Origin of the sequence: Streptomyces yaizuensis, assembly GCF_034961445.1 — a bacterium.
GTDB classification, from domain to species: Bacteria; Actinomycetota; Actinomycetes; order Streptomycetales; family Streptomycetaceae; genus Streptomyces; species Streptomyces yaizuensis.
The window spans coordinates 84,286-105,211 of sequence record NZ_BSBI01000021.1; the positions used below are offsets into that span (position 1 = coordinate 84,286).

The following is a 20,926-nucleotide window of genomic DNA, read 5'->3' on the forward strand; positions in this document are numbered from 1 at the left end:
CGGCGCGCGGAGATCGGCACCGTACTTCCCAGGGGTCCCTGTCCGGTCAGGACACAGGCAAGACGGTGCGTGTTCAGGCGCTGAACCGGAGATGGACCCGGCCGGACCCCGGAAGGGCCGGCCAGGTCGTGAAGGTGAGCGGCAGCGTAGGAGCCCCGGGAGGAACCGCACAAGACGCCTGCACGTAAACACGGAACCGGCCACGCCGTACTTTCCCGGCCTCTGCGGGCACACCTTTCAGCGACCGGCCGTTCCCGGCGGGGGCTCACCGGCGGGTGAGCCTCAGTGTCAGGTTGTCCCGGCTGTCGGACTGTCCCTGGACGGTGAGGATCTCTGAGTCGATTCCGGCTTCGGAGAGGTGGTGGCGGAGTCGGGGCAGGGCGGGGCAGGGGGTCTGCGCGGAGTCGTTGAGCGGGTGGACGCGGACCTCGGTGGCGATACGGGTGAGTTCGCCGAGGGCGGCGAGGTGGAAGGCGAAGTCGAAGTGCCCGGGGTAGGTGAAGAGCAGAAAGCCGGAGACGGCGAGGGCGAAGGTGTTGTCGGCGAAGGGCAGGGACGGCAGGGGCAGGGCCCGGTAGTGCCCGGTGCCTTCGGCCCGGTCGCGCCGGAAGTCGTCGAGGAAGGAGGTGGCGGCGGCACTCCAGCGCTGGGCGTGGATCCACTGCCCGCTCTCGTCGAGGGGGAAGCGTTCCGGTTGTGAGGCCGTCCACTGGCGGACCCGGGCGAGGTCGCGATCGACCATGCGGGCGAGGAGTGAGGGGCTCTGGTGGTAGGCGGGGTCGGCGCTGACGGCCGTGCCGCCGAGGGCGCGGACGGTGGCCGCGAAGTCGCTCGCGCCTCCGGGACAGTCCAGGACAGGGCCGGCGAGCAGGTCGTCCGTGGTCAGGGCGAACTGTGTCGTGTAGTCCGGGAAGGGGCGGGCGCTGATGATGATGTCACCGATGGCTGTGACTGAGGGGACGGTGTTCATGTCCTGTGCTCTCTGCTCCACCGGCCTGTCCGGAGGGGTGTGGTGCCGGGCCCGCACCCGGAGGTGCGGGCCCGGCACGTCCGGTCAGTCGGTGGTGCCGTAGTAGGCGGCGAGGAAGCGGGTGATGTCGGCGGTGTGGGGGAGGAGTTCGGGAAGGTGGTCGGCGAGTGCGGCGCGGGTGGCGTCGGCCAGGTCGGCGAGGGATCCGGTGGCGGTGGAGAGGTAGGGGTCCAGGCGGCGGATGAGTTCGTAGTTGCTCTGTACATCGAGGGAGCGCAGGGTCTTGGCGAGTGAGGGGGGTGCGGTGGCGGGGATGGGAGGCAGGACGCGGGAGAGGAAGGTGACGCGGTGCAGGATGCGCCAGCAGGGGGGTTTGCGGTCGCTCTGCCGGGCCTGGCGCAGGGCGGCGGCGTTGGCGTCGTTGCTGTTGGCGAGCCAGGTGGGGTCGATGACTTTACGGTAGAAGTCGTCGAAGTGGGCGGTGTCCTGGCCGAGGTAGAAGGTCATGAAGCGGTAGGCGTCGACCTTGCCGGGGACCAGGACGGGCTTGCCGTTGACATACTCGGGGGTGCCGTCGGCCTTGTACTTCTGGAGGTCGCGGCCCGGTTTGCAGAGCACTTCCAGGGTGTGGGCGCGGCTGCTCTCCTGGGAGCGGCGGCGGGTGGTGGAGAAGCCGCCGGTGAGGGAGGCCTCGATCTGGTAGGCGGCGCCGAAGCCGCCGGCGTCGAAGGCGATGTCCAGGGAGCCGGTGGTCTGGTTGGTGAAGGTGTAGGAGCCGGCGGTGGTCTCGTTGACGATGTCGACGGTGCCGGTGGTCTCGGCGAAGAAGCCGCCGTCGGCGGTCCAGACGTAGGTGTTGGCGATGCTCCGGTTGGCGAACGCGCCTGCGGAGTCGTCCCCGGACGGCTGCGGCTCCGGGAGCTTGGCAGGGGTGCCGGTGAGGGCTTCCAGGACCTTCGCGGCCCGTTTCGCGGTGGGGTCGGGGGCACTGGTCTCGGTGGAGACGCCGGCGTAGAAGTTCTCCAGTTCCTGGCGTTCGCGCAGGATACGGCGTTTGATGGCGTACGCCTCGCGGGGTTTGAAGTAGCTGTACTCGCCGTAGCCGGCGGCGGTGGGGTAGGCCTCGTCGAGGATCTTGCCGCCCTGGTCGGTGAGGCCGATCGCGCCGTCGAGGATGCCCTGCTTGGTGTACTGGGGGTAGATGGGGAAGCTGATGATGTTCCAGTCCTTGGGGACGTCCGGGTTCGGCACCATCCGGTAGGCGACCAGGTCGCCGGTGTGGGCCAGGCGCAGGGCGTAGACGTCGGCGGTCTCGGACTGGACCAGGGCGTAGCCCTTGTTCTCGGGGAGGTAGCGCCTGCCGACGGTCGTGTTGCGGACACCGGTCGGGTCCTCCCAGTAGCCGGTGAGGTCGGCGGTGGTGTTGCGGTCGACGGTGGTGGCCTGGGAGACGGTGGTCTCGTTCGTCCAGGTGTTGCTGAAGTCGGTGGTGTTGGAGACCTTTCCCTTGACGTCGATCGTGAAGATGGGGTTGGAGATGCCGAGCCCGAGCGGGGCGGTGACCGAGGAGGCGCCGAACTTGCCGCTCACCTCCGCCGACGCCTTGAACGACATGGCCACATTGCGGTCGCGGGCGGAGCCGAGCACGGAAGTGATCTCGTCGGCCTCCGTGAAGGTGACGCTGGAGGCACCGGAGGGATCGCTCGTGCCGGTGAGGTTCTCCGACGGGACCGGGGGCGCGCCTTCGATATAGCCGATCAGCTGGGGGTCGAACTGGATCTGGGAGACCCATTCGCTGGTCAGGTCGCCGACCTTGTAGCCGGTGGTCAGGGTCCAGGCGCCGTCGGTGATATGCGCGTAGGCGCGTTTGAGTACGCCCCGGGCCTGGCCGTCGGGGGTGTACTGGAGGTCCGCGTACTCGGTGGCCGCCGGGGGCTGGGTGATCCGCTCGTGGAAGGGAGTGCGCACGGAGGCGAGCGCCGAGCGGACGGCGGCGGTGTCGGTGGAGACCGGCGCGGTGGACAGCACGATGTTCGGACGGGTGATGTCGGTACCCGGGTCGAGGTGGTTGCCGCGCAGGGAGTGGTCGCGGACCGCGTCGGCGGTGAGGCTCGTGGACTCGGAGTCGAAGGGCCAGTAGGCGATCAGGTCCTGCTTGTCGCCCTTGAGACGGGTGAAGAGATTGTCCAGGAGCTGTTCGGGAGAGCGCGGGGTGCGCCAGAGCCGGACCTCTTCGAGGGTGCCGTTGTAGAAGCCGCCGGGTGCGCCGGAGGTGACGGCGGCCCCGAGGGTGAGCTGTTCGTCGCCCCAGCCGGTGAGCGGGTTGGTGGCCGGGGTGTCGCAGGGGATCGGCCGGCCGTTGCGGTGGAGGACGAAGCTGCTGGCCTGCGGGTCGGGGTCGGTCGTCCAGCGGGCCCGGCGCAGCTTCAGGTCGTGCCCGCCGACGGGGTCGGCGGTGGTGTTGCCGGTGTTCTCCTCGAACGTCCAGCGGGCGAGGAGACCTTCGTCGCGGGGTTTGACGGGAATGCCGATCCGGTCGGTGTCCCGCGCCCGGCCCCAGATCCGGACCTCTCCGATGGTGCCGGTCAGACCGTGGGCGGTGGTGCCTTCACGGGCGCGGCCGATCTCCAGCGGGCCGTCGTTGCCGCGCGGCCCGGGACCGTTGTGGCGGAAGGAGCCGAAGTCCTGGCCGTCCACGACGAACCGGATGTCGTACCACTCTTCGACATCCACCCGCTCGGTGACTTCGGCGGTCTCCGTTTTCGGCTGGCCGTCGGCGCCGGTGGTCCGGAAGGTCCTCGGCTGCTTCACCTCCTTGGTGGCCCGCCCGGCCTTGCGGACGACCGCGATCCGGTGGAAGCCCGTGGTGAGCGTGGAAGCCGAGGTGTAGCGGACGGTGGTGGCCCCAGGCTCTTCGAAGGCGAACTCCAGCTTCCCGCCCGCGAGCAGGGAGAGCTGGTACGGGACGCTGTCGCCCGTGCCGTCCCCCAGAGCACCCTTGGAGACCAGCCCCTGCCGGCCGGCGGTGGAGTCGATGGACGCGAAGACCTCGATGGTCAGATCACCGGTGACATCGAGGCGGTCCTCGTGCGGGGTCTCGGCCCACGCCCCGCCCTCGAACCGCAGCGCCCAGGACTGCTCGTACACCGCCGCGAGATGGGCCCACTCGCCGCAGGGGTAGATCTCACGGCTGGTGCGGTACTTGTCGCCCACCGCCGCCTGGACACGGTAGTGGGTGATGGCCGGGGAGTCGCAGACCGCCGGTGACGTACCCCAGACACCGCCGTGGCGCCCCTGTCCGGAGATGTCCGCGAACAGCAGCTGGCTCTCGGCGTACGCGATGCCCAGCCGGTTCCTGTCGTAGATCCACGCACCCGTCAGGCCGGCCGTCGCGGGCGGGATACGGCGGTACCGGTCGGCGAGGATGTCGGCCGCGGAGCGGGCGGTGCTCCAGGTCCGCAGTTCGGCGAGCTGCCCCGAGAAGAAGCCGATGGTCCCGCTGTCCGAGCGGCCCACGATCAGCTGGCCCGTCCCGCTGGGCACAGCGGTCGCGGTGCGGCGGGCGACCTCGACGCCGTCCCGCAGGATGGTCTGCGCCCGGGCGGTGCGGTCGAAGGTGACGGCCCAGTGGTGCCAGTCACCGTCCGTATACGCGCCGGCTGTGGTGAGGGTCTGTGCGGAGCTGCCGCTGCCGAACCCGAAGCGGAACTTCCCGTCGTCGGTGAAGCCCATGGTCAGCCCGTTCGCCCCGATCGCGACGATGGTGTCCGCGACCGTGCGCCCGGTGGTGCGCTGGAGCCAGCACTCGATGGTGAAGTCCGTCGCCGTGGGATCGAAGCCCGCGATCAGCATGGCGACGTTGCCGCTCATGACCATGCCCCCGGTGACCGGCTCCCCGGCCAGGGCGAGCGCCGCCCTGGTCGTGTCCCGGTTGACGTGCACGATCCGCGCGCCGGCCGTGGGAACGGTGACGGGCCTGACCCACGCCTCGGCCGTCAGGTCCCCGCCCGTGGTGGTGATCTGGCCGAGCCGGGCCGGAGGCAGGGAGAGCCGGTGGGCGGTGCCGTTGAAGGTGAACGCACGGCCCGGTGAGTCGCCGCGCCAGCGGCTGCCGTGCCCGGCGGCCTCCACCACCGCGACCCCGTTGCCGACCGTCCTGTCGGCGTGGTCCGCGGTGGCCAGGACCCAGTTCGACCCGGCGGACAGCACGGCACCGGGCCGGGTCGTCGTCGCTCTGCCCGTGTCGTAGCGGACCAGCGTCACGGCCGTGTCCCGGGCGATACCCGCTCCGGGCGCCTGCGCGAGCCGCAGCAGTGTCGTCCCCTCGGCCGCCGCCGTGGTCACCAGATGCACCACGGAGCCGATCCGGACATACGACGCCGCCGGCACCGGGGCGGTCAGGGCCCGGATCAGGGTGACCTCGCTGCCGGATGTCCGCTCCACCGCGCCCAGTTTCAGTGGTGTCTCGTTCGCGCCGTTGACCACGGCGGTGAAGTCCTCGGCGCGGCGCGGTACTCCGGTGAACCGCTCCGTCTCGGTCCGGCTCCCGCCGGTCCGGGTGATCGTCAGATCGCACAGCTTCGCCGCGGCGGTCCCGCCGAACGTCGAATCCGCCACCCTGATTTCCGTACCGGCCAGGCCGATCCCCGGGTCGCGGGCCGTGAACAGCGTGGTCAGATCAGTGCCGACGAGCTGCTGGGACCCCCGGGCCGCACGGGTGTCCAGATAGGCGGCGAAGAACCCCGACCCGCTCCCCCGGTAGTAGAGCGCGACCCGGCCGGCCGCGCTGTCGACCAGGAACGGGGTCGCATCGGTCCGCGCGAACCCCAGAACCGCCCCGGTGCAGCTCAGCCCGTTCGCGTCCAGCGCCACATGCGGCATCGGGAGAACGAGATCGTCCGCGCCCAGCCGCCCTCCGGAGAGCCGGGCCAGCTCCTCCCGGGCCAGCCGCAGGTCGAGTTCCTTGGCAGCGAGACTGAGCGCGCACTGCTCGATGAGGCCGGGAAGCACCGCGACACGGTCCATCTTGGCCTTCAGCGCTGCCCCGGGGACCACCCCCACCTTGTGCATATAGGTCGACCAGCCCTGGTCCGGACCGACGAGCTGCCCCGACCCGTGCCACCGCCTTCCCCATCCGTCAGCGTTGACGAGGCGGGTGCTGTAGGGCCAGGAATCCGTATACCACCGCGCGGTGGCTGGGAGGGTCGCGTCGAGTGGCCGGGACACCAGCCGTGCGAAGGGATACTCTCCCGGGTAGTACATCTCCGCCACCAGGCCGGAGCTGAGGTGCACCAGCGCACAGACCGGGGTGCCGAACTGGCTCGCCGGGGCCGAGGGGATGGGGAACAGCTGCCACTGATCCGTCGCCCCGGCGAATGCCCTCAGACTGCGGTGGCCGGTGCCCGGCTCGGTCTCCACCCCGATGCAGGAGCCGTCGTTGTGGCTCAGGCGCAAGGCCCATTGCCCCGGATCGCTCTCCGCCGCAGAGCTGTCCTGGACGATCTGTGCCTGGAGCGTCGCCAGCTCTTGGGAGAGCGTCCGGGATTCGTCGCGCAGCGCCACGGCCTCCGCGTCCAGCTGCGCGATCCGGCCCTCCTGCGCGGTGATGGCGGCGGTCGCGTCGCCCGTCGGTACGTCGATGGACTCCAGCGCGACCACGTCGGGGATGTCGGCGAGCCTGCCGTCGATACCGACCCCGAAGTCGACCGCGGCGGCGTTCCCCTCCGCCGTGGCGTTCCCGGTCGGCCGGGTGGCCAGGGCCAGCAGCACCCGGGCCTGCCGCTTGGCCGGCTTGACGGCCTCGCCGTAACCGGAGGAGGCGTCCTCCTGCTGGTAGTACAGGGCGGCGGAGAGACCGGAGACGACCTCGCGGCCCGAGAGGGTGAAGCTGTCCCTCCGTACCCCCGGATGGTCGCCGACCGGCGCGGTGGAGGTCACCCACACCGCACCCCCGCTCAGCGTGCCGTGGGCGGCCGTGTCGCTCTGGTCGTACACCGTGGTGCCCGCGGCCTCGTCCAGACGGTAGTAGGCGAGCAGACCGGGCTCATTGCCGATCAGCCGGAAACCGCTCTCATCGGCCGTCTCCAGCTGCGAGCGCACCCGCTTCCAGATCCGGACCTCGTCGATCTCACCGGAGAAGAACCCGCCGCCCTGCGCGGAACCGATCCGCAGCCCGGCGCTCCCGTCCCCCGCGTAGGCGATCTCCGCGCTCCCGGCGAACACCCCATTCACGTACAGCGTCGCCGCCTTGCCGTCGAAGGACGCCGCGACATGCGCCCAGGTGCCCGCGCTCACCGTCCGGTTCGAAGTGACGCTGCCCCCGCTGTGGTCCAGGACCACACTGCCCGTACCCGTGACGCGCAGCCGGAACCCCGGCTGTCCCGCACTCGTCCAGCGGGCCACCACCGGGCCGCCCGCCGCCTGCGGCTTCACCCACGCCTCCACCGCGTACGCGCGCCCCTGGAACTTCAGCGCGGTGGCGGTCCCGAGGTCGGCGTACGCGTTGGTGCCGTTCAGCTGGAGCGCGCTCTCACCGTGCCGCCCGTCCGGGACGACCGGCACCAGTGGTCGGTCCGTGAAGGGGCACACCCCGGCGGCACGCTCGAACACCGAGCCCTGGTACAGCGGATCGGGGCTGGTCCAGAAGCGGCTGCCCTGGGTGTTGAACAGTCCGTCCGCCGCCTGCTCGACACTGAAGGAGTCGATCCTGCCGGTGACGTTGTTGTGGGCGAAGAACTGCCACCGCTGCTGCCCCTGGACGGCGGTGGGGACCAGTACCGCCGCGAACCGCCCCTGCGTCAGGTTCGCGATGAACGCCAGCTCCTGCGTGGGCTCGTGGAACGGCTTGCCGTCCATGTCCACGGCGCCCAGGCTGTCCTTCGCCGACGCCGGCTCCGTCTTGTGCCGGCTCCGCTTGAACCGCACCTCCGAGACCGGCTTCAGCCGCCCACCCACCAGCAGGAACCGGTCGCACAGCAGGGTGTCCGCGACCACCGGAACTGCCACCCCGGCGACTGTCTTCACCACATCCGCCCGGCCGCTGTCCCCCGACGAACCGCGCCCCGACAGCAGCGGGTACACCGCGTCCGCGTGCCCGGGGCCGATCGCCTGCCGCAGCACCACCACATGCGTCCCGTCGGAGAGCACCTGGAACGGGGCGGCGGCGGTCAGCCGCGCGGTCGAGGACAGGAACCCGTCCCTCTCCTCCGCCTCCAGCACCTCGTCCGCCGCCGCCTCCAGCCGGCCGCCCCGCTTCACCACCGGCATCACCGTCGCCCCCGCGACCGCGTAACCGACCTGGACGATCTCGTCCGGGAACGGCAGGGCGGCGGGATTCTCCGACCAGTACGCCGCGTCCAGCTCACCCCGCTCCTCGTCGTGCACCGACAGATCGAGGACGGTGTAGACGATCCGCCGCTGGTCGTCCATCGCGAACGCCAGCGCCGTTCCCTGGTGGCGCACCATCGTCGTATGGGTATAGGTCCGGTCGCTGTAGACCCTCAGTAATCCCTGGTCGACTGTCATGTGGTCATCCGTCCGGTCAGCTCCGGACCGCCGGCGGGCGGGGAGCGGCGGCGAAGGCAGATGGGCAGGACGAACCGGCCGCCACACGGCGGCATGGTCCGCGGCGAGCGAAGAGCAGGGACAGCGAACCACTCGCCGGGGACACCGAAAATCGAACAGTATGCCAATGGCTCATAAATAACTGCGATGGCCGGGACGCATGGATCGCACCGCTTGCCCGTGCGCCGCAGCGGTCACACCGGGCAGGCCGAACCCGGACGCGCGGCGCTGACAGTGCGGCACGCCCTCGTGGGGTGCGGGCCACGGCCGGAAAGCCTCTGCCGCTGCCCGCAGAATCGGACTCCCGTTCGGAGAGTCGGCCGGGCCGCATGGGCGTTCGAAAGGTGATCGTCGGCGGGTCGGCGGGGAGTCCGGAGAGGGACAGGTCACCTCGACGGCTCACGCGGCTGAGCGGAGCCCCCGAGCAGGAGGCTCCGCCATCATGGCGGGGAGCGCCGCCCGGCCGGCCAGGCAGACGGGCGGCGCTCCCGAACGTCAGCCGAGCTTCGCCAGCTGCTTCTCGACCAGCGCCTTCGGGTGCTGGGTCTCGCCCGCGAGGCTCAGCGCGGCGAAGGTGGCCACCACCGAGCCCTTGCGGACCGCCACCACATAGGTCTTCATGGTGGTCTTCTCGTCCAGGTCCGAGGTGAGGAGCAGGGAGACCGACTCGTCCCCGGCGCTGAAGCCGTCCTTCTCGACCGTCTTGACCTTGGTCGCGTCCGCGCCCTTCAGGTCAAAGCCGCCCGCGCAGTCCTGGCCGGCCTTCTCCAGCGCGGCGAGCGCGTCGGCGCCGCCCTCACCCGCGAGCGAGACCAGCCCGATCTGGACGGTCGTCCCGCCGAGGGCCGCCTTCATCTGCTCCTCGGGCGAGGCGTCCTTCGGCGGCTTCTTGGGCTCGGGGGTGATGGTCTGCGTCGCCTCGTGGGAGGGCTTGCCGCCGGTGCGCAGCGTCAGCGCGTCGACGATCGGCGCGCACTTGGCGTCCTTCGCCCCCTCGCCCGCGGTCTGCTTGAGGTCGGCCGCGGTCGCCTGCTTGAAGCGGTGACCCGGCACGTCCTCCTTGGTCAGCATGAGCTTGGCCAGCTCGGCCGCGGGCACCTCCTTCGCGTTCTTCTGCGCACCGCCCTTGTCCTCCTTGCCGGAGTCGGCCTCCGAGCAGGCGCTCAGGGTCAGCGCCAGGGAGAGGAGCGAGGCGGCGACGACGGTGGTACGGCGGACAGCGGTGCGTGGCATGGGAAAGACTTCTCCTGGATCGGTGGGTCGCCTCGCGCGGAACATCCGGGTGTCATCACGGGGTGCTCGCGTGGCGTCGGGCAAATCTACGCCCCAGGGGGCGCCGATCCCTACCGGATTACGGTGATGACCTCGGACTTCGGTGATCGTAACGGGGTAGCCGCCAAGCCGCCGCCCGATCGAGACGCTGGCCGCTACAACCTTTCGGCGGTGTGCGTGCGCCGGGTCGAGGGTGTGCCGGGTGTCGCCCGTCGCCGCCCGTCGCCGCCCGTCCACGGGCGGGCCGGCGGTCACGGTCACGTCACCCCGTTCGGCGCGGTGGCTTGTAGAGGTCGTCGAGGCGGAGTGGCGCGGGCCGGGGCAGGGGTGGGCCGTCCGTCGGCAGACAGGACTGGAGGAAGTAGGCGAGCAGGCGGCGGGATGCCGCCAGGGAGGCCGCCGGGGACTGACGCACGACGCCGTTGTTGGCCAGGAACAGGAGGGTGATGTCGCTGGGGTCGAAGTCCTCGCGCAGCTGTCCGGTGTCCTTCGCGCGCTGTACCAGCCGGGCGAGGCCCGCCTCCGCGCGGGCACGCTCACGATGGGCGTCGGGCGCGTCGGGGAACTGGGCGAGGAACGCGGCGCTGAACCCGCGGTCCTGCGCCTGCATCGTGCACACCTTGGTGAGGACGTCGCGAAGGCCGCGCCAGGGATCGTCGTCCTGAAGGGCCTCGTCGAGGGCCGCGACGCACTGGCCGAGCTGTTCGGAGAACGCGGCGGCGATCAGCGAGCCGCGTGTCGGGAAGTGCCGGTAGAGGGTGGCGGCACCCACGCCCGCTCTGCGGGCGATCGCGCTGGAGGACACGTCGGTGCCGTTGAGGGCGTACGCCTCGCGGGCGGCCTGGAGGAGCCGGGCGCGGTTGTGCCGGGCGTCGGCTCGCTGCCTCGGGGCGGGGGTGCCGGAGGCGGTAGGGGACGGGTTCCGAGGCAGTTGGGCAGGCATGTCTCCCACTTAATCACCGACGGAAGGGGTCGACCGTTCGGCGGGTTAGCGTGACCTGGTGCCGCGGTCTCCCGCGGTCGGCTCCCTGCCGCGGAGATGAGCGGCTACGAGCCCTTTCCCTTCAACAACGATGTTCGTGTGTCCGGAGGTTGTCCGTGTTTGCTGTGCAGTACCACCGCTATGGCGGTTCCGAGGTCCTTCGCGTCGAGGAGACCGAGGAGCCGCACGCCGGGCCGGGTCAGGTCCGCATCGCCGTGCGTGCCACCGGCGTCACCCCTGCCGACTGGTACCTGCGCGCGGGGATGCTGCGGTCCATCGCCACCGTGGACTTCCCCCATATTCCCGGCATGGATGCCGCGGGAATCGTCGACGAGGTGGGGGAGGGAGTGAGCGGCACCGCCGTGGGGGACGCGGTCTTCGGCCTCGTCCCCTCCGTGGATCAGGGAGGCGCCGCGGCCCAGTACGCCGTACTGGAGGCGTGGGCGCCCAAGCCCCGGTCCTGGTCCTTCGAGGAAGCGGGTGGCGCCGCGGGCAATACCGACACGGCCACACGTGTACTGGAAGCGCTGGGCGCCGCCAACGCCATGACCTTGCTGATCGAAGGCGCCGCCGGAGGCGTCGGCACCATCGTCGCGCAGCTCGCCCGGGCCCGCGGCCTCACCGTGATCGGCACCGCGAGCGAAGGCAACCACGGCTTCCTCGAACGGCTCGGCGTCGTACCGGTCACCTACGGGCCAGGGCTGGCCGATCGCCTCGCCCCACTGGCGCCGCTCGGTGTCGACGTGGTTCTGGACGCGGCCGGCAAGGGCTCTCTTGCCGAACTGGTGGCCATCGCAGGCGACCCGCGCCGCGTGGTGACCATCGCGGACTTCGACGCCGCCCGGCACGGGGTGCGGTACTCCCGCTCCGAGGCCGGGGAGTCGCCCGGCTGGGCAGGACTGCCGCTGGCGGCCGCCCTCGCCGACCAGGGCCGCCTCACTGTCCCGCTGCACGCGGTGTTCCCGCTGGAGGAGACCGCCGCCGCTCATGACGCCAGCGCCACCGGACACGCGCGCGGCAAGATCGTCATCACCGTGCCCTGACACGGGGGACGCTTTGGCCCGCGGCCAGTGGCGCCCTGGAAGGGAGCTATGCCGGCTTCCCGGTGGTGTAGTTGCCGGGAAGGGTGTAGATGAACTCGCGCGGATCCGCGTAGGCGTTCTCCAGCCAGGTCGGCACGCTGTGATAACCCAGCGAGTAGAGCTTCCTGGCGGGGTCCCAGGTGTTGTAGGCGAGGATGGAATTGCGCTTGGCGGACATCCAGGACGACCTGATGTGCAGTACGTAGTCGGCTCCATTGGCCCGGTCGGCCACCGGACGCTGCTGGTACGCGTAGATATGATGGAACCTCAGGTCGCCGACATCGCGCCGGGCCAGATACGCCGCGTCGCTGCACGCCTTGTGCGTGGCGTTGCCGTCCAGCCAGCCTGCTGCGAACTTGTGAGATGCCCCGGGATACAGGTCGTTGAGGCTCAGGATTTGTGTCTTGATCCTGCTGACGAGGGAATTGTAGTCGGCCGTGCTCCCGTAGGCGCTGTCGACCAGCTTGAGGTTGATGACCTTGTCGACCCCCAATTCCTTCGCGGAGGCCATGAACTCGGCCGTTCGCGCTATCACCACGGGATCCTTCAGGCTGTCCACCTTGTTGGCCACCCAGCCGAGGCTGTGCCGATGGCCGGGGGCGGAGCACAGTGCCGGGTTGGTGAAGGCCTTGCAGGGCCCCTGGTTCATGTAGTCGAGAAGTCCGCTGTTCTCGCCCCGGGTCACCAGGACGAGGTACACCGGCCGTCCGGCGGCCTTGTGTTCCATGATCGAACCGGCCATCCCGATGGCCTCGTCGTCCTGGTGCGGCGAGTAGAAGATCGCCGGTGCGGCCGAAGCCGCCTGGGCGGGCGAGGAGAGGGTGACGCCCTCAAGTCCGGCGCCGGCGGCCGCCAGCGCGGAGATCCGGAGAAACCTGCGACGGGATGCGGGGGAGGCCTGAGACTGTGCTGCGGCGTTTTCCATGGCGGAACTATAGAACAGGCTCTGTAAAGCGCCGTCGGAAGCCGTGGAGCCCTGCAATTCGGTGCCCGAAATCCACTGGGAAAGAGGCTGAAAGCGGATCACATATTCCCTCTGTCCGCGTATCCGGGGTATCGGATCCCTTTTTCCGCTCTTGGCTGTCGGATGGGCGCGTGGCAAGGGATATAAACGGTACTCCGGGGTCTGATTCCGTGCGGAGGAGCGGAGTCCGCAGGGCAGAGATCTCTGCCCGCACGGACCATGCGGCGGGCCCGGAGGACTGTCCCGAATTCTGTTTCCGCTTACCGTGGATGGCGCCGTCTCCGGCCGCCGCGGTGCGTCGCCCGGCGCGCCGCTCGGAGTGTGCGAGGGATGCCGAGGACGTCGTCGTACGGTCTACCGGTCTACCGGTCTACCGGTCTGCCGGTCCTGTGCCAGGCGGGAGGGGCCCTCCGTCCAGGGAGCCATGCCGGAGTCGCCGTCGGGCGCTTCCTCCTCGTACCAGCCCCGGCCGTCCAGCCAGGTCTCCAGCCATGCGGCGAGGCTGCCCGCGTCGACGAACCACGCAGTGGAGACGTCCTCGTCGGTGATCGCGTTGGGCTCGAAGAGGAGGACGGTGCCGTCGGGGCTGCGGCAGTCGACGCAGGCGAACATGGCGCAGCCCCAGTCCAGTATCGGCAGCACGCCCTCGGGCCACGACCACCAGGGCTCCGCTTCCGACGGGGGCGTTCTGTCGGTGTACTCGTCCACGGCACCGGCCTCCGCCGCCGGGCCCGGTACGCGGGAGAGCGGCAGCACGGCCTCGTCGGGGCCGAAGCCCCCGTTGCCCACCCGCCAATAGAGCGCGGCGAGCAGCGGATGGAGAGGGAACCCCAGCGCGCGTTCCGCCTCGGCCAGCTCGGCGGCGGAGACGGGCGGACGGAGCCGGCCGCCCGCCGCCGACGCGGCTGCGACCCGGGCGATCAGCTCTTCGAAATCGTTCATGGGCGCATCCTGCCGGACGGGTCTGACAGGAGGGCCGGCCGAGCACGATCAGGCGGCGTACGGGTCCCTGCCGCCCGGGGCCGGCACCGGGGCCGCCGGAGGCCGGCACGCGAACCCGTCGCCGCACCTCCCGTTACATCCCGCCCGCGTCCGGCCCCTTCCTCCATGCGGCCAGCGTCTCCTTTGCCGATGCCGTGTCGGGGTGGTCCGGTCCGAGGACGCGTCTGCTGTCGGCCAGAACCTGTTCGAACAGGCGGACGGCCTCCTCGTCGCGGCCGGCCCTCCGGTAGGCGTGGGCGAGGTTGTTGCGGGTGGTGAGGGTGTCGGGATGGTCGGGCCCCAGGACACGCTCCCGGGTGGGGAGGAGCTGTTCCTCGATCCGGATGGCTTCGTCGTTGCGGCCGGCCTTCCGGTAGGCGTAGGCGAGATTGCCGCGGGTGGTGAGGGCGTCGGGGTGCTCGCGCCCCAGGACGCGCTCGCGACCGGTATGGGCCTGTTCGAAGAGGTCGACGGCCTCGTCGGTACGGTCGGCCATCAGATAGGAACCGGCGAGGTTGTTGAGGGTGGTGAGGGTGTCGGGGTGCTCGGGTCCGTGGACGCGTTCGCGAATCGCGAGGAGCTGTTCCTCGATCCGCACGGCCTCGGATATGCGACCGGCTTGCCAGTAGCAGGTGGCGAGATTGCCGCGGATGGCGAGGGTGTTGGGATGTTCGCGCCCCAGGACACGCTCGCAGTCGGCATGAAGTGGTTCGAGGAGATGGATGGCTTCGTCGGTGCGGCCGACTTGCTGGTAGGCGCCGCCGAGGCTGCCGCAGGTGCTGAGGGTGTGGGGATGGTCGGGCCCCAGGACGCGCTCGCTGCGGACGGTCATCTCCCGCCAATGCGCGACAGCCGCAGCGTACAGGCCGCCGTCGTCGAGGCTGTGGCAGGTTTTGAAGAGGAGGACGTGCGCGTCCGGGTGCCAGAGATGGTCGCCGGAGTGGTGGTGCAGGGCGTCCGCGTTGGCGCGCAGTGCGGTGGCGAGCGACCGGTGGGCGGGGCCGGTGTCGGGATCGGGCCAGGCGGCGAGGAGCCCGTCGGCCGCGGTCGTCGCGAGCATGCCCAGTCGGGCGTCGTCCAGGGTCTCGCGGACGGCGCGGGCGGTGAGCGCGTGGATGCGTACGGCCCGGGGTCCCTCGCCATGGTGGCTGATGAGGGCGTAGCGGTGGAGGAGCCTGAGCGCGCGACGGACCTCCCCGGGGGCCGGACGCCGGGATTCCCGTTCCCCGGTGCCCGGCGGATCCGCGTCGGCGTCCTCCCGCCGGGCGTTCCGCGCGAGGTGACCGACGACCGGCTCGGTCTCCCAGAGCGCGGCGGGGTGCCCGGCGGGGTCGAGGAGGGAGACCAGGTGGAGTACGGGCCCGGCAAGCCCGCTCGGGTCGCCGGCCCGGGCGGCGTCGAGGGCCAGGACGAGGGTGGTGGCGATCTCGCGGCCGTACCCCTCGGTGTCCGCCGACGCCGGGAGCATGTCGCCGAGCCGCGCCCGCCGGTCGGTGAACAGCTCCACATAGCCGGTGCACGACAGATCCTCGTTGATCATCAGGGCGGCCGCGTGCCCGAGCGCGAGCGGCAGATACCCCAGAGCCTCCGCCAGATCCCCCGCCCGCTCGTCGAGGAGATGCCCGGCGTCCTCCGCGGCGAGGCGCTCCCGGAGATAGGCCTGAGCCTCACCCGGGGTGTAGACGCCGACGCGCACCCGCGTACGGCCGCCGCCGGTGAAGTAGGCGTCCTCCAGGCGCGTCGTCGCCAGTACCCACCCCGAACCGCTCCCCGTACCACCGGCGGGCGGCCACCACCGCCGGACGGCCTCCGGGCCGGCGATGTTGTCGAGGACGACGAGCCACCGCCGTTCCGTGGTGGCCAGCCAGGCGAGGAACGCGCGCGCGTCCGTCTCCGGATCCGACCCCTCGGCGCCCGGCGCCTCCACGAGGACGGCGGCGCGGGCGTACTCGGTGACGATCTGCTGCTCGTCCATCGCGGTGGCCCACACCACCAGATCCGCCCGCTCCTCCTGGAGGGCTTCGACGGCGTACGCGGCGGCGAGCTGGGTCTTTCCGACCCCGCCCCCGCCGGACAACACCTGCGTCAACACCACCGAACCCCCCGCCGACCGGGCCGAATCCACCTGTTCCCGCAGTACCGCACGCGGTTGGGACGCGGACGCCAGCTGCGGGATCTGGCCGACCGCCACCGGCCACACCACGGCGGTCCGGCCCGGCGGGTGGAAGTGCTGCTCGACGTTGGTGACGCTGCTGTGCGCGCCCAGCGCGCTGCGGTCGGTGTTCCCGAGGACACCGGTACCGTCCCTGCCCACGCGGAACTCGGTGCGGACCTCCGGGACGGCGGGGGAGGCGGGTCCGGGCACCGAGGTGCTCCCGGACGGGCCGCCTTCCGCTTCCGCCGGGTCCCCGGACTCCCCGTACTTCCCGTACTTTCCGGACTTCCCGCTCGTCCAGGGGGATCTCTTCCAGAACGAAGGGGTCACCGGCCGCCGTCCGCCCCGGGCCCGCCGGCCGCCGTACCGTCCGTACGACCGGGGCTGTCACCGCCGGCGGAACGCGCGTGGGTGACGTGGGAGTCGTCGCCCAGGGCGCTGCCGGTGAGGTCACCGATGATCGCGGTGCCGTCCGGAGCGACCCGTACGTCCGCGCCGTCCCCCGGCACGGGCGACGCCGGGGGCGTCGACGGACCCCGGGGCGTCGCGGGCGCGGGTGAGCCGGTCACCTGCGAACGGTCGCCGACCGCGCTGCCGGTGACGTCGCCGACGACCACAGTCCCCCGGCGGCCCACACGGATCCGTGCCCCGCCGCCCGTGCCCGTGCCCGTCCGAGCCGCGTGGGCCAGGGCGATCGCGGCCACCACGGCCACCACCGCCATGACCGCGCCGACGATCCCGGCGACCTTGTCCCCGACATCCAGATCCGTCAGCAACGGCAGAACGATCAGCCCGCCGGAGACGAGCAGTCCTCCGCCCACCGCCGACCACAGAACACCTCGGCTCGGCACCGCACCGCCCGCCACCAGACCCCCACCTCCGCGCAACACCGGACACCACAACGGGACCCTAACGCTGCCGCGCCCCGGTCGCAGCGTTCTGTTCCTGCTGGTCAGGGCTTGGACTCCGGAGGGCGGGCCGAGGGCGGGCCGAGGGCGCGGGCCCTCTCTGTGGGGTCGCCCGGACGCCTCCGCCGTACTGGGTGAGCATCCCGTACGTGCCCCGACCGCCCCGCCCGCCGACCGGCGGCAGCCCTGACTCTCCGGTACGCCGCTCAATCCGAACCGTGCGCGAGAGCGGACAGTACCCGATCGACCTCCCCGTCGTCCGCACCCTCGACGATGATGTCCCCCCGCACGTAAAGATCGAGGTGGGCGAAGCGCGGGGCCAGTTCCGCCAGCACGGCCGGCGGCTCCCGTCCGTCGATCGCGTCCTCGATCACCAGCTCCCTGAGGTCCAGTTCCGCGAGCTGGGGCAGTATCGGTGAGTCCGCGAGTACGACGAAGTCACCGGCCTCCTCGGGTTCGAAGTACGCCTGGCTCAGGTCGAGACTCCGCAGCCGGGGATGCCACGACGGGTCGAGATGACCGAGGACGGCGTTCGAGGCCGCGACACCGTGGACATCGACATCGATCTCGACCGTCAGCGATTCGAGCGCGGGCGTCGAGGCCGTGAACAAGGAGCCGTCCGCGAAGACGGCCCCTCTGATCCGCAGATGTGTCAGGGCGTCGTGCCGCACGTCGCAGAACAGGAACGCGCCTTCGAGGCCCAGAGTGCGCAGCGCGGGCAACGCCTCCCAGAGGGCGTTCCCGGCCTCCTCGGACACCACCGCGGCATGCAGATACGTCTCGGGCTCGACCCGGTTTCCCGCCGATGTCGGGTGGAGTTCGAAGAGGACGTCGAAGTCGTGGCCGAAACGCAGGGCTTCGAGGCGGGGCCGTCGCCGCCGGGCCAGCGCGACAGCGGCGCGTTCCGCGGAGTGGTGGTAGTCGGTGAGTCGCAGTTCCAGGGTGCGCAGCAGGCGGGTGGCCGGGTGGGACAGCAGAGCGTCGATCAGAGCCCCCTCCCACTGCTCGGGATCCGCCGGATCGAAGGACCCGGCGTGGGGCAGGCCGGCGAGGAGCCGTTCGACCAGCGCCCGCCGCTGCGGCCCGGCCTCCTCCGTGAGCAGGAAGGACGCCTCGTCGATGAACCCGCGGGACCAGGTGAACCGCCAGGATCCGTCGTCGCGCAGGCCGTCGAGCCCGAGCTGCCGCTCCACCCGGCCGTAGGCCGCCGCGAGCGCCGCCGCGTCCCCGCCCCCGTCCCCGGTCTCGCAGAGGTGTTCCAGCCGTATCGCCTCCCCCCGCGGGTCGCCCGCCGCGGTCAGCGCGTCCGCGTACTCCAGCCATGCCTCCCACTCGGCGGATTCCGGGACCGGGGTGTCGAAATCATGCATGTGACTCTCCTGATCGTGCGTGCGGCTCTCCCGGGATCGTACGGTGACGCCATGGCCCCGCCGGTTGGCCGAGGCTCTGCCCTGCGTTATAGTTGATCTTGTGCTCGCGCCGGTGGTCATCACGGCGACGGGACAGGCGTTGGTGGTCCAAGGAAAGACACCCCACTTCCCGTGGGGGGATGCAGGTGCGAGGCCTGCCCAGCGCTCGATCAGACCCCGGTCCCGCTCCAGGGACCGGGGTCTTCTGCTGTCTACGCGTAGGAGTAGTAGGGCGCGTGGTCCAGCGTCCCCCAGGCGGTCGTGGTCCAGGGGTGCATGGGCTCGTTCACGTCGAGGACCCCGGGAGTGTTCCCGGCGGGGAGGTAGGACGCGCCCGGGTACCGCTTCTGCCAGTCGGACCAGAGCTTGTCCACGAAACAGTGGTGCAGCCAGAACACCGGGTCGTTGGGGGAGACGTCGAAGTTCATGTCGCCGCCGACCCAGACATGCACCAGGTTGTGCAGGTCCTCAAGCGCGTTGCGGAAGCCGGAGGTGGCGAGCCCGTTCCAGGGCGCCGCGTCGTACACGGGACTGGCGAGCGCGGCGTCCACCTCGGCCCGGGTCGGCAGGGTGTTCACCCACCGGCCCAGGTGGCGGCTGAGGAAGGGGCGGTTCATCGCCTGTACGGTGATGGGCCACCTGCCCCCGGAGTGGGCGAAGGGCCCGTCCATGACCTGCCAGTCCAGCTCCCGTCCGGTCCCGCCGAGGAAGTCGGGCGCCCAGAGCGAGGAGGCGGGGGTGCGGTCGACCGTCCAGTCCCAGTAGGGCAGCGAGACGGCGGGGTCGATGGATTTGAGCGCGTCCTCGAAATCGATGAGGTACTTCCGGTGCCACGACAGGAACGAGGGCGAGCCGTGCGCCACGGGCTCGGGACCCACCATGAATATGTTCCGGTGCAGCGTGACGAACGGGTCGTACTTGCCGATGCGCTTGAGTTCCAGGACGGCGTCCACGAACGCCTTCCGTTCGGCGGCCGTCAGATCGGCCTGGTTCTTGCGTACGCTCATGGCGGATGCTCCTGATCAGGCGTTGAGGGGTACGAGGTGGGCGCCCCGCAACGAGACGACGGCGGCGCGGGCGGCGGCGCGCGGGTCGGGGAACCGCTGGTAGTGGTTGACCGAGCTGGCCCAGCCGTCGGCCATCCGCATGAGCCGCAGCTCGCGCCCGTCGACGAGGACGCGGTAGCCGCCGGTGCTGTGATGGGCGTGCCCGTGCGCGTTCTTTTCATGGGCGTGGGTGTGGGCCTGGGCCTGGGTTCCGCCCTCCGCCGGGATGCCCTGGATCCGGCGCCCCTGATGGACCTCGTCGAACGCGGCGGGCCCGTCCGCCCCGGCCCTGGCCCTTTCTCGCGGCTGCCCCGTCGTGGGCTGCGCGGACGCGGCGGCTGCGCCGACGACCGCCATGCCTGCGGCGGCACCGGCGACGGTACCCACGATCTGGCGGCGGGTTATTTTGGACATGACAGAGAAACCCCCTGGTACATGATGGGAGACGACCCATCGGCTCTTTTCGGGCCGTTGCTTCATCTCTACCGGGTCAGGTGGGGCGGAAAGAAGTGTCTGATTCATGGTTGGTCGCGATACGGACATGTCGTATTCCCAGACTCCTGGCCGAAGGCCCTCCGCTGGGTACGGTCTTCACGGATCGGAGTGGATAATCCCTATGAAATCGCCTGGCGCCGCAGAAGAAATCGCGCCACCGTCAGACCTGTCGCCGCCCCGCCCGCACAGAAAAGGTGTCCGGAACTAGCGTTGCCAGTTCCTTGCACCCAGCGCCGGATCGTTGAGAATCGGACAGCGCATGGCCGAAATGGCGGATACGGAATTGCTGCCCGAGGGCGGCAATCGGGGAGGGCGTGTACGAGCCGGCTCTCGGAGCGCTATGCCAGGACGTGAAGGTGATCCTTTATTCCCGGCGTGAGCCGTCCTATGCGCCGCGCCGCCGCAATGCCTTCGTTCGTGTGCACCGCACCGAATTCCCCCGACCGGCGGCTCGCGGAGGCCGGATAGTGGATCGACCGCCCCGGGCGCGTCCCGGGCGACCGACGCCCGGGCCCGCCCCGGGCACCGCCACACACCGGGAAGCAGAGGTGCCGCACCATGCCCACCACCGAGGCCGCCGCCCGCGCGCGGCTCGTCTTCACCCTCTTCGACGCCGACGGGAACGGCTTCCTGGAGCCGGCCGATTTTGAGCTGATGGCCCGCCGGACCGTCGACGCCCTCCCGGCCGCCGGCGAGGAGGCCGGGCGGGCGCTGCTCGCCGCCTTTCTGCGGTACGCCGACACGCTGGTGGCCGAGCTGGACACCGACGGCGACGGGCGGATCAGCCCACAGGAGTTCTCCGCCGTCGTGCTCGATCCGGGCCGGTTCGACGCCGCCGCCGACGAGTTCGCGCGGGCGCTGGCCGGGATGGGCGACCCGGACGGCGACGGATTCGTCGTGCGCGCCGACTTCGTCGCCCTGATGACCGCCATCGGATTCGAACGCCCCAACATCGAGACGCTCTTCGACGCCTTCGGTCCCGTGGAAGGCGACCGGATCCCGGTCGCCGTCTGGGCGGAGGGCATCCGGGACTACTACCACCCCGACAAGTCCGGCATCGCCGGTGACCACCTCGTCCCGGGCGCGGCCTCGTGACGGA

13 protein-coding genes are annotated in these 20,926 nt (G+C 71.0%); 2 read left to right on the top strand and 11 right to left on the bottom strand.

The features are described from left to right. Positions 1-265 precede the first annotated feature (265 nt). The 4 genes from SYYSPA8_RS35255 to SYYSPA8_RS35270 all read right to left on the bottom strand — a co-directional run bounded on the left by SYYSPA8_RS35255 (position 266) and on the right by SYYSPA8_RS35270 (position 10,748). Positions 266-970, bottom strand: a complete 705-nt coding sequence (locus tag SYYSPA8_RS35255; RefSeq protein WP_323451536.1) for a hypothetical protein — start codon at positions 968-970, stop codon at positions 266-268. A gap of 84 nt (positions 971-1,054) precedes the next feature. Then, complete coding sequence (locus SYYSPA8_RS35260) at positions 1,055-8,494, bottom strand: LamG domain-containing protein (RefSeq protein ID WP_323451537.1); 7,440 nt, start codon at positions 8,492-8,494, stop codon at positions 1,055-1,057. Positions 8,495-9,028: 534 nt separating this feature from the next. Then, on the bottom strand, positions 9,029-9,766 hold the full coding sequence (locus SYYSPA8_RS35265; RefSeq protein ID WP_323451538.1) for a hypothetical protein: 738 nt from the start codon (positions 9,764-9,766) through the stop codon (positions 9,029-9,031). Positions 9,767-10,067: 301 nt separating this feature from the next. Further along, complete coding sequence (locus tag SYYSPA8_RS35270) at positions 10,068-10,748, bottom strand: TetR/AcrR family transcriptional regulator (RefSeq protein WP_323451539.1); 681 nt, start codon at positions 10,746-10,748, stop codon at positions 10,068-10,070. 155 nt (positions 10,749-10,903) lie between these two features. Between SYYSPA8_RS35270 and SYYSPA8_RS35275 the strand changes: the two genes are divergently transcribed. Continuing rightward, the gene (locus SYYSPA8_RS35275) at positions 10,904-11,830 is read left to right on the top strand and encodes an NADP-dependent oxidoreductase (protein ID WP_323451540.1); all 927 of its coding nucleotides are present in this window, start codon (positions 10,904-10,906) and stop codon (positions 11,828-11,830) included. A 46-nt stretch (positions 11,831-11,876) separates the two neighbouring features. Here SYYSPA8_RS35275 and SYYSPA8_RS35280 read toward each other — a convergent pair whose 3' ends face one another. The 7 genes from SYYSPA8_RS35280 to melC1 form a co-directional block, all read right to left on the bottom strand. Continuing rightward, on the bottom strand, positions 11,877-12,794 hold the full coding sequence (locus SYYSPA8_RS35280; RefSeq protein WP_323451541.1) for a PIG-L deacetylase family protein: 918 nt from the start codon (positions 12,792-12,794) through the stop codon (positions 11,877-11,879). Positions 12,795-13,187: 393 nt separating this feature from the next. After that, positions 13,188-13,775 (bottom strand): SMI1/KNR4 family protein, encoded by a 588-nt coding sequence (locus SYYSPA8_RS35285; RefSeq protein WP_323451542.1) that lies wholly within the window; start codon positions 13,773-13,775, stop codon positions 13,188-13,190. A gap of 133 nt (positions 13,776-13,908) precedes the next feature. Continuing rightward, positions 13,909-16,179, bottom strand: coding sequence for a tetratricopeptide repeat protein (locus SYYSPA8_RS35290; RefSeq protein WP_323451543.1), 2,271 nt, complete (start codon positions 16,177-16,179; stop codon positions 13,909-13,911). A 116-nt stretch (positions 16,180-16,295) separates the two neighbouring features. Continuing rightward, positions 16,296-16,790: a hypothetical protein gene (locus tag SYYSPA8_RS35295; RefSeq protein WP_323451544.1), complete on the bottom strand. Its 495-nt coding sequence runs from the start codon at positions 16,788-16,790 to the stop codon at positions 16,296-16,298. Between the two features lie 293 nt (positions 16,791-17,083). Continuing rightward, complete coding sequence (locus SYYSPA8_RS35300; RefSeq protein ID WP_323451545.1) at positions 17,084-18,247, bottom strand: hypothetical protein; 1,164 nt, start codon at positions 18,245-18,247, stop codon at positions 17,084-17,086. Between the two features lie 251 nt (positions 18,248-18,498). Then, positions 18,499-19,293 (bottom strand): tyrosinase family protein, encoded by a 795-nt coding sequence (locus SYYSPA8_RS35305; RefSeq protein WP_323451546.1) that lies wholly within the window; start codon positions 19,291-19,293, stop codon positions 18,499-18,501. Positions 19,294-19,308: 15 nt separating this feature from the next. Beyond that, complete coding sequence (gene melC1, locus SYYSPA8_RS35310) at positions 19,309-19,746, bottom strand: apotyrosinase chaperone MelC1 (RefSeq protein WP_323451547.1); 438 nt, start codon at positions 19,744-19,746, stop codon at positions 19,309-19,311. A 639-nt stretch (positions 19,747-20,385) separates the two neighbouring features. On the opposite strand from melC1, the gene SYYSPA8_RS35315 reads away from it, so the two are divergent. Further along, positions 20,386-20,922, top strand: coding sequence for an EF-hand domain-containing protein (locus tag SYYSPA8_RS35315; protein WP_323451548.1), 537 nt, complete (start codon positions 20,386-20,388; stop codon positions 20,920-20,922). Positions 20,923-20,926: the final 4 nt, after the last annotated feature.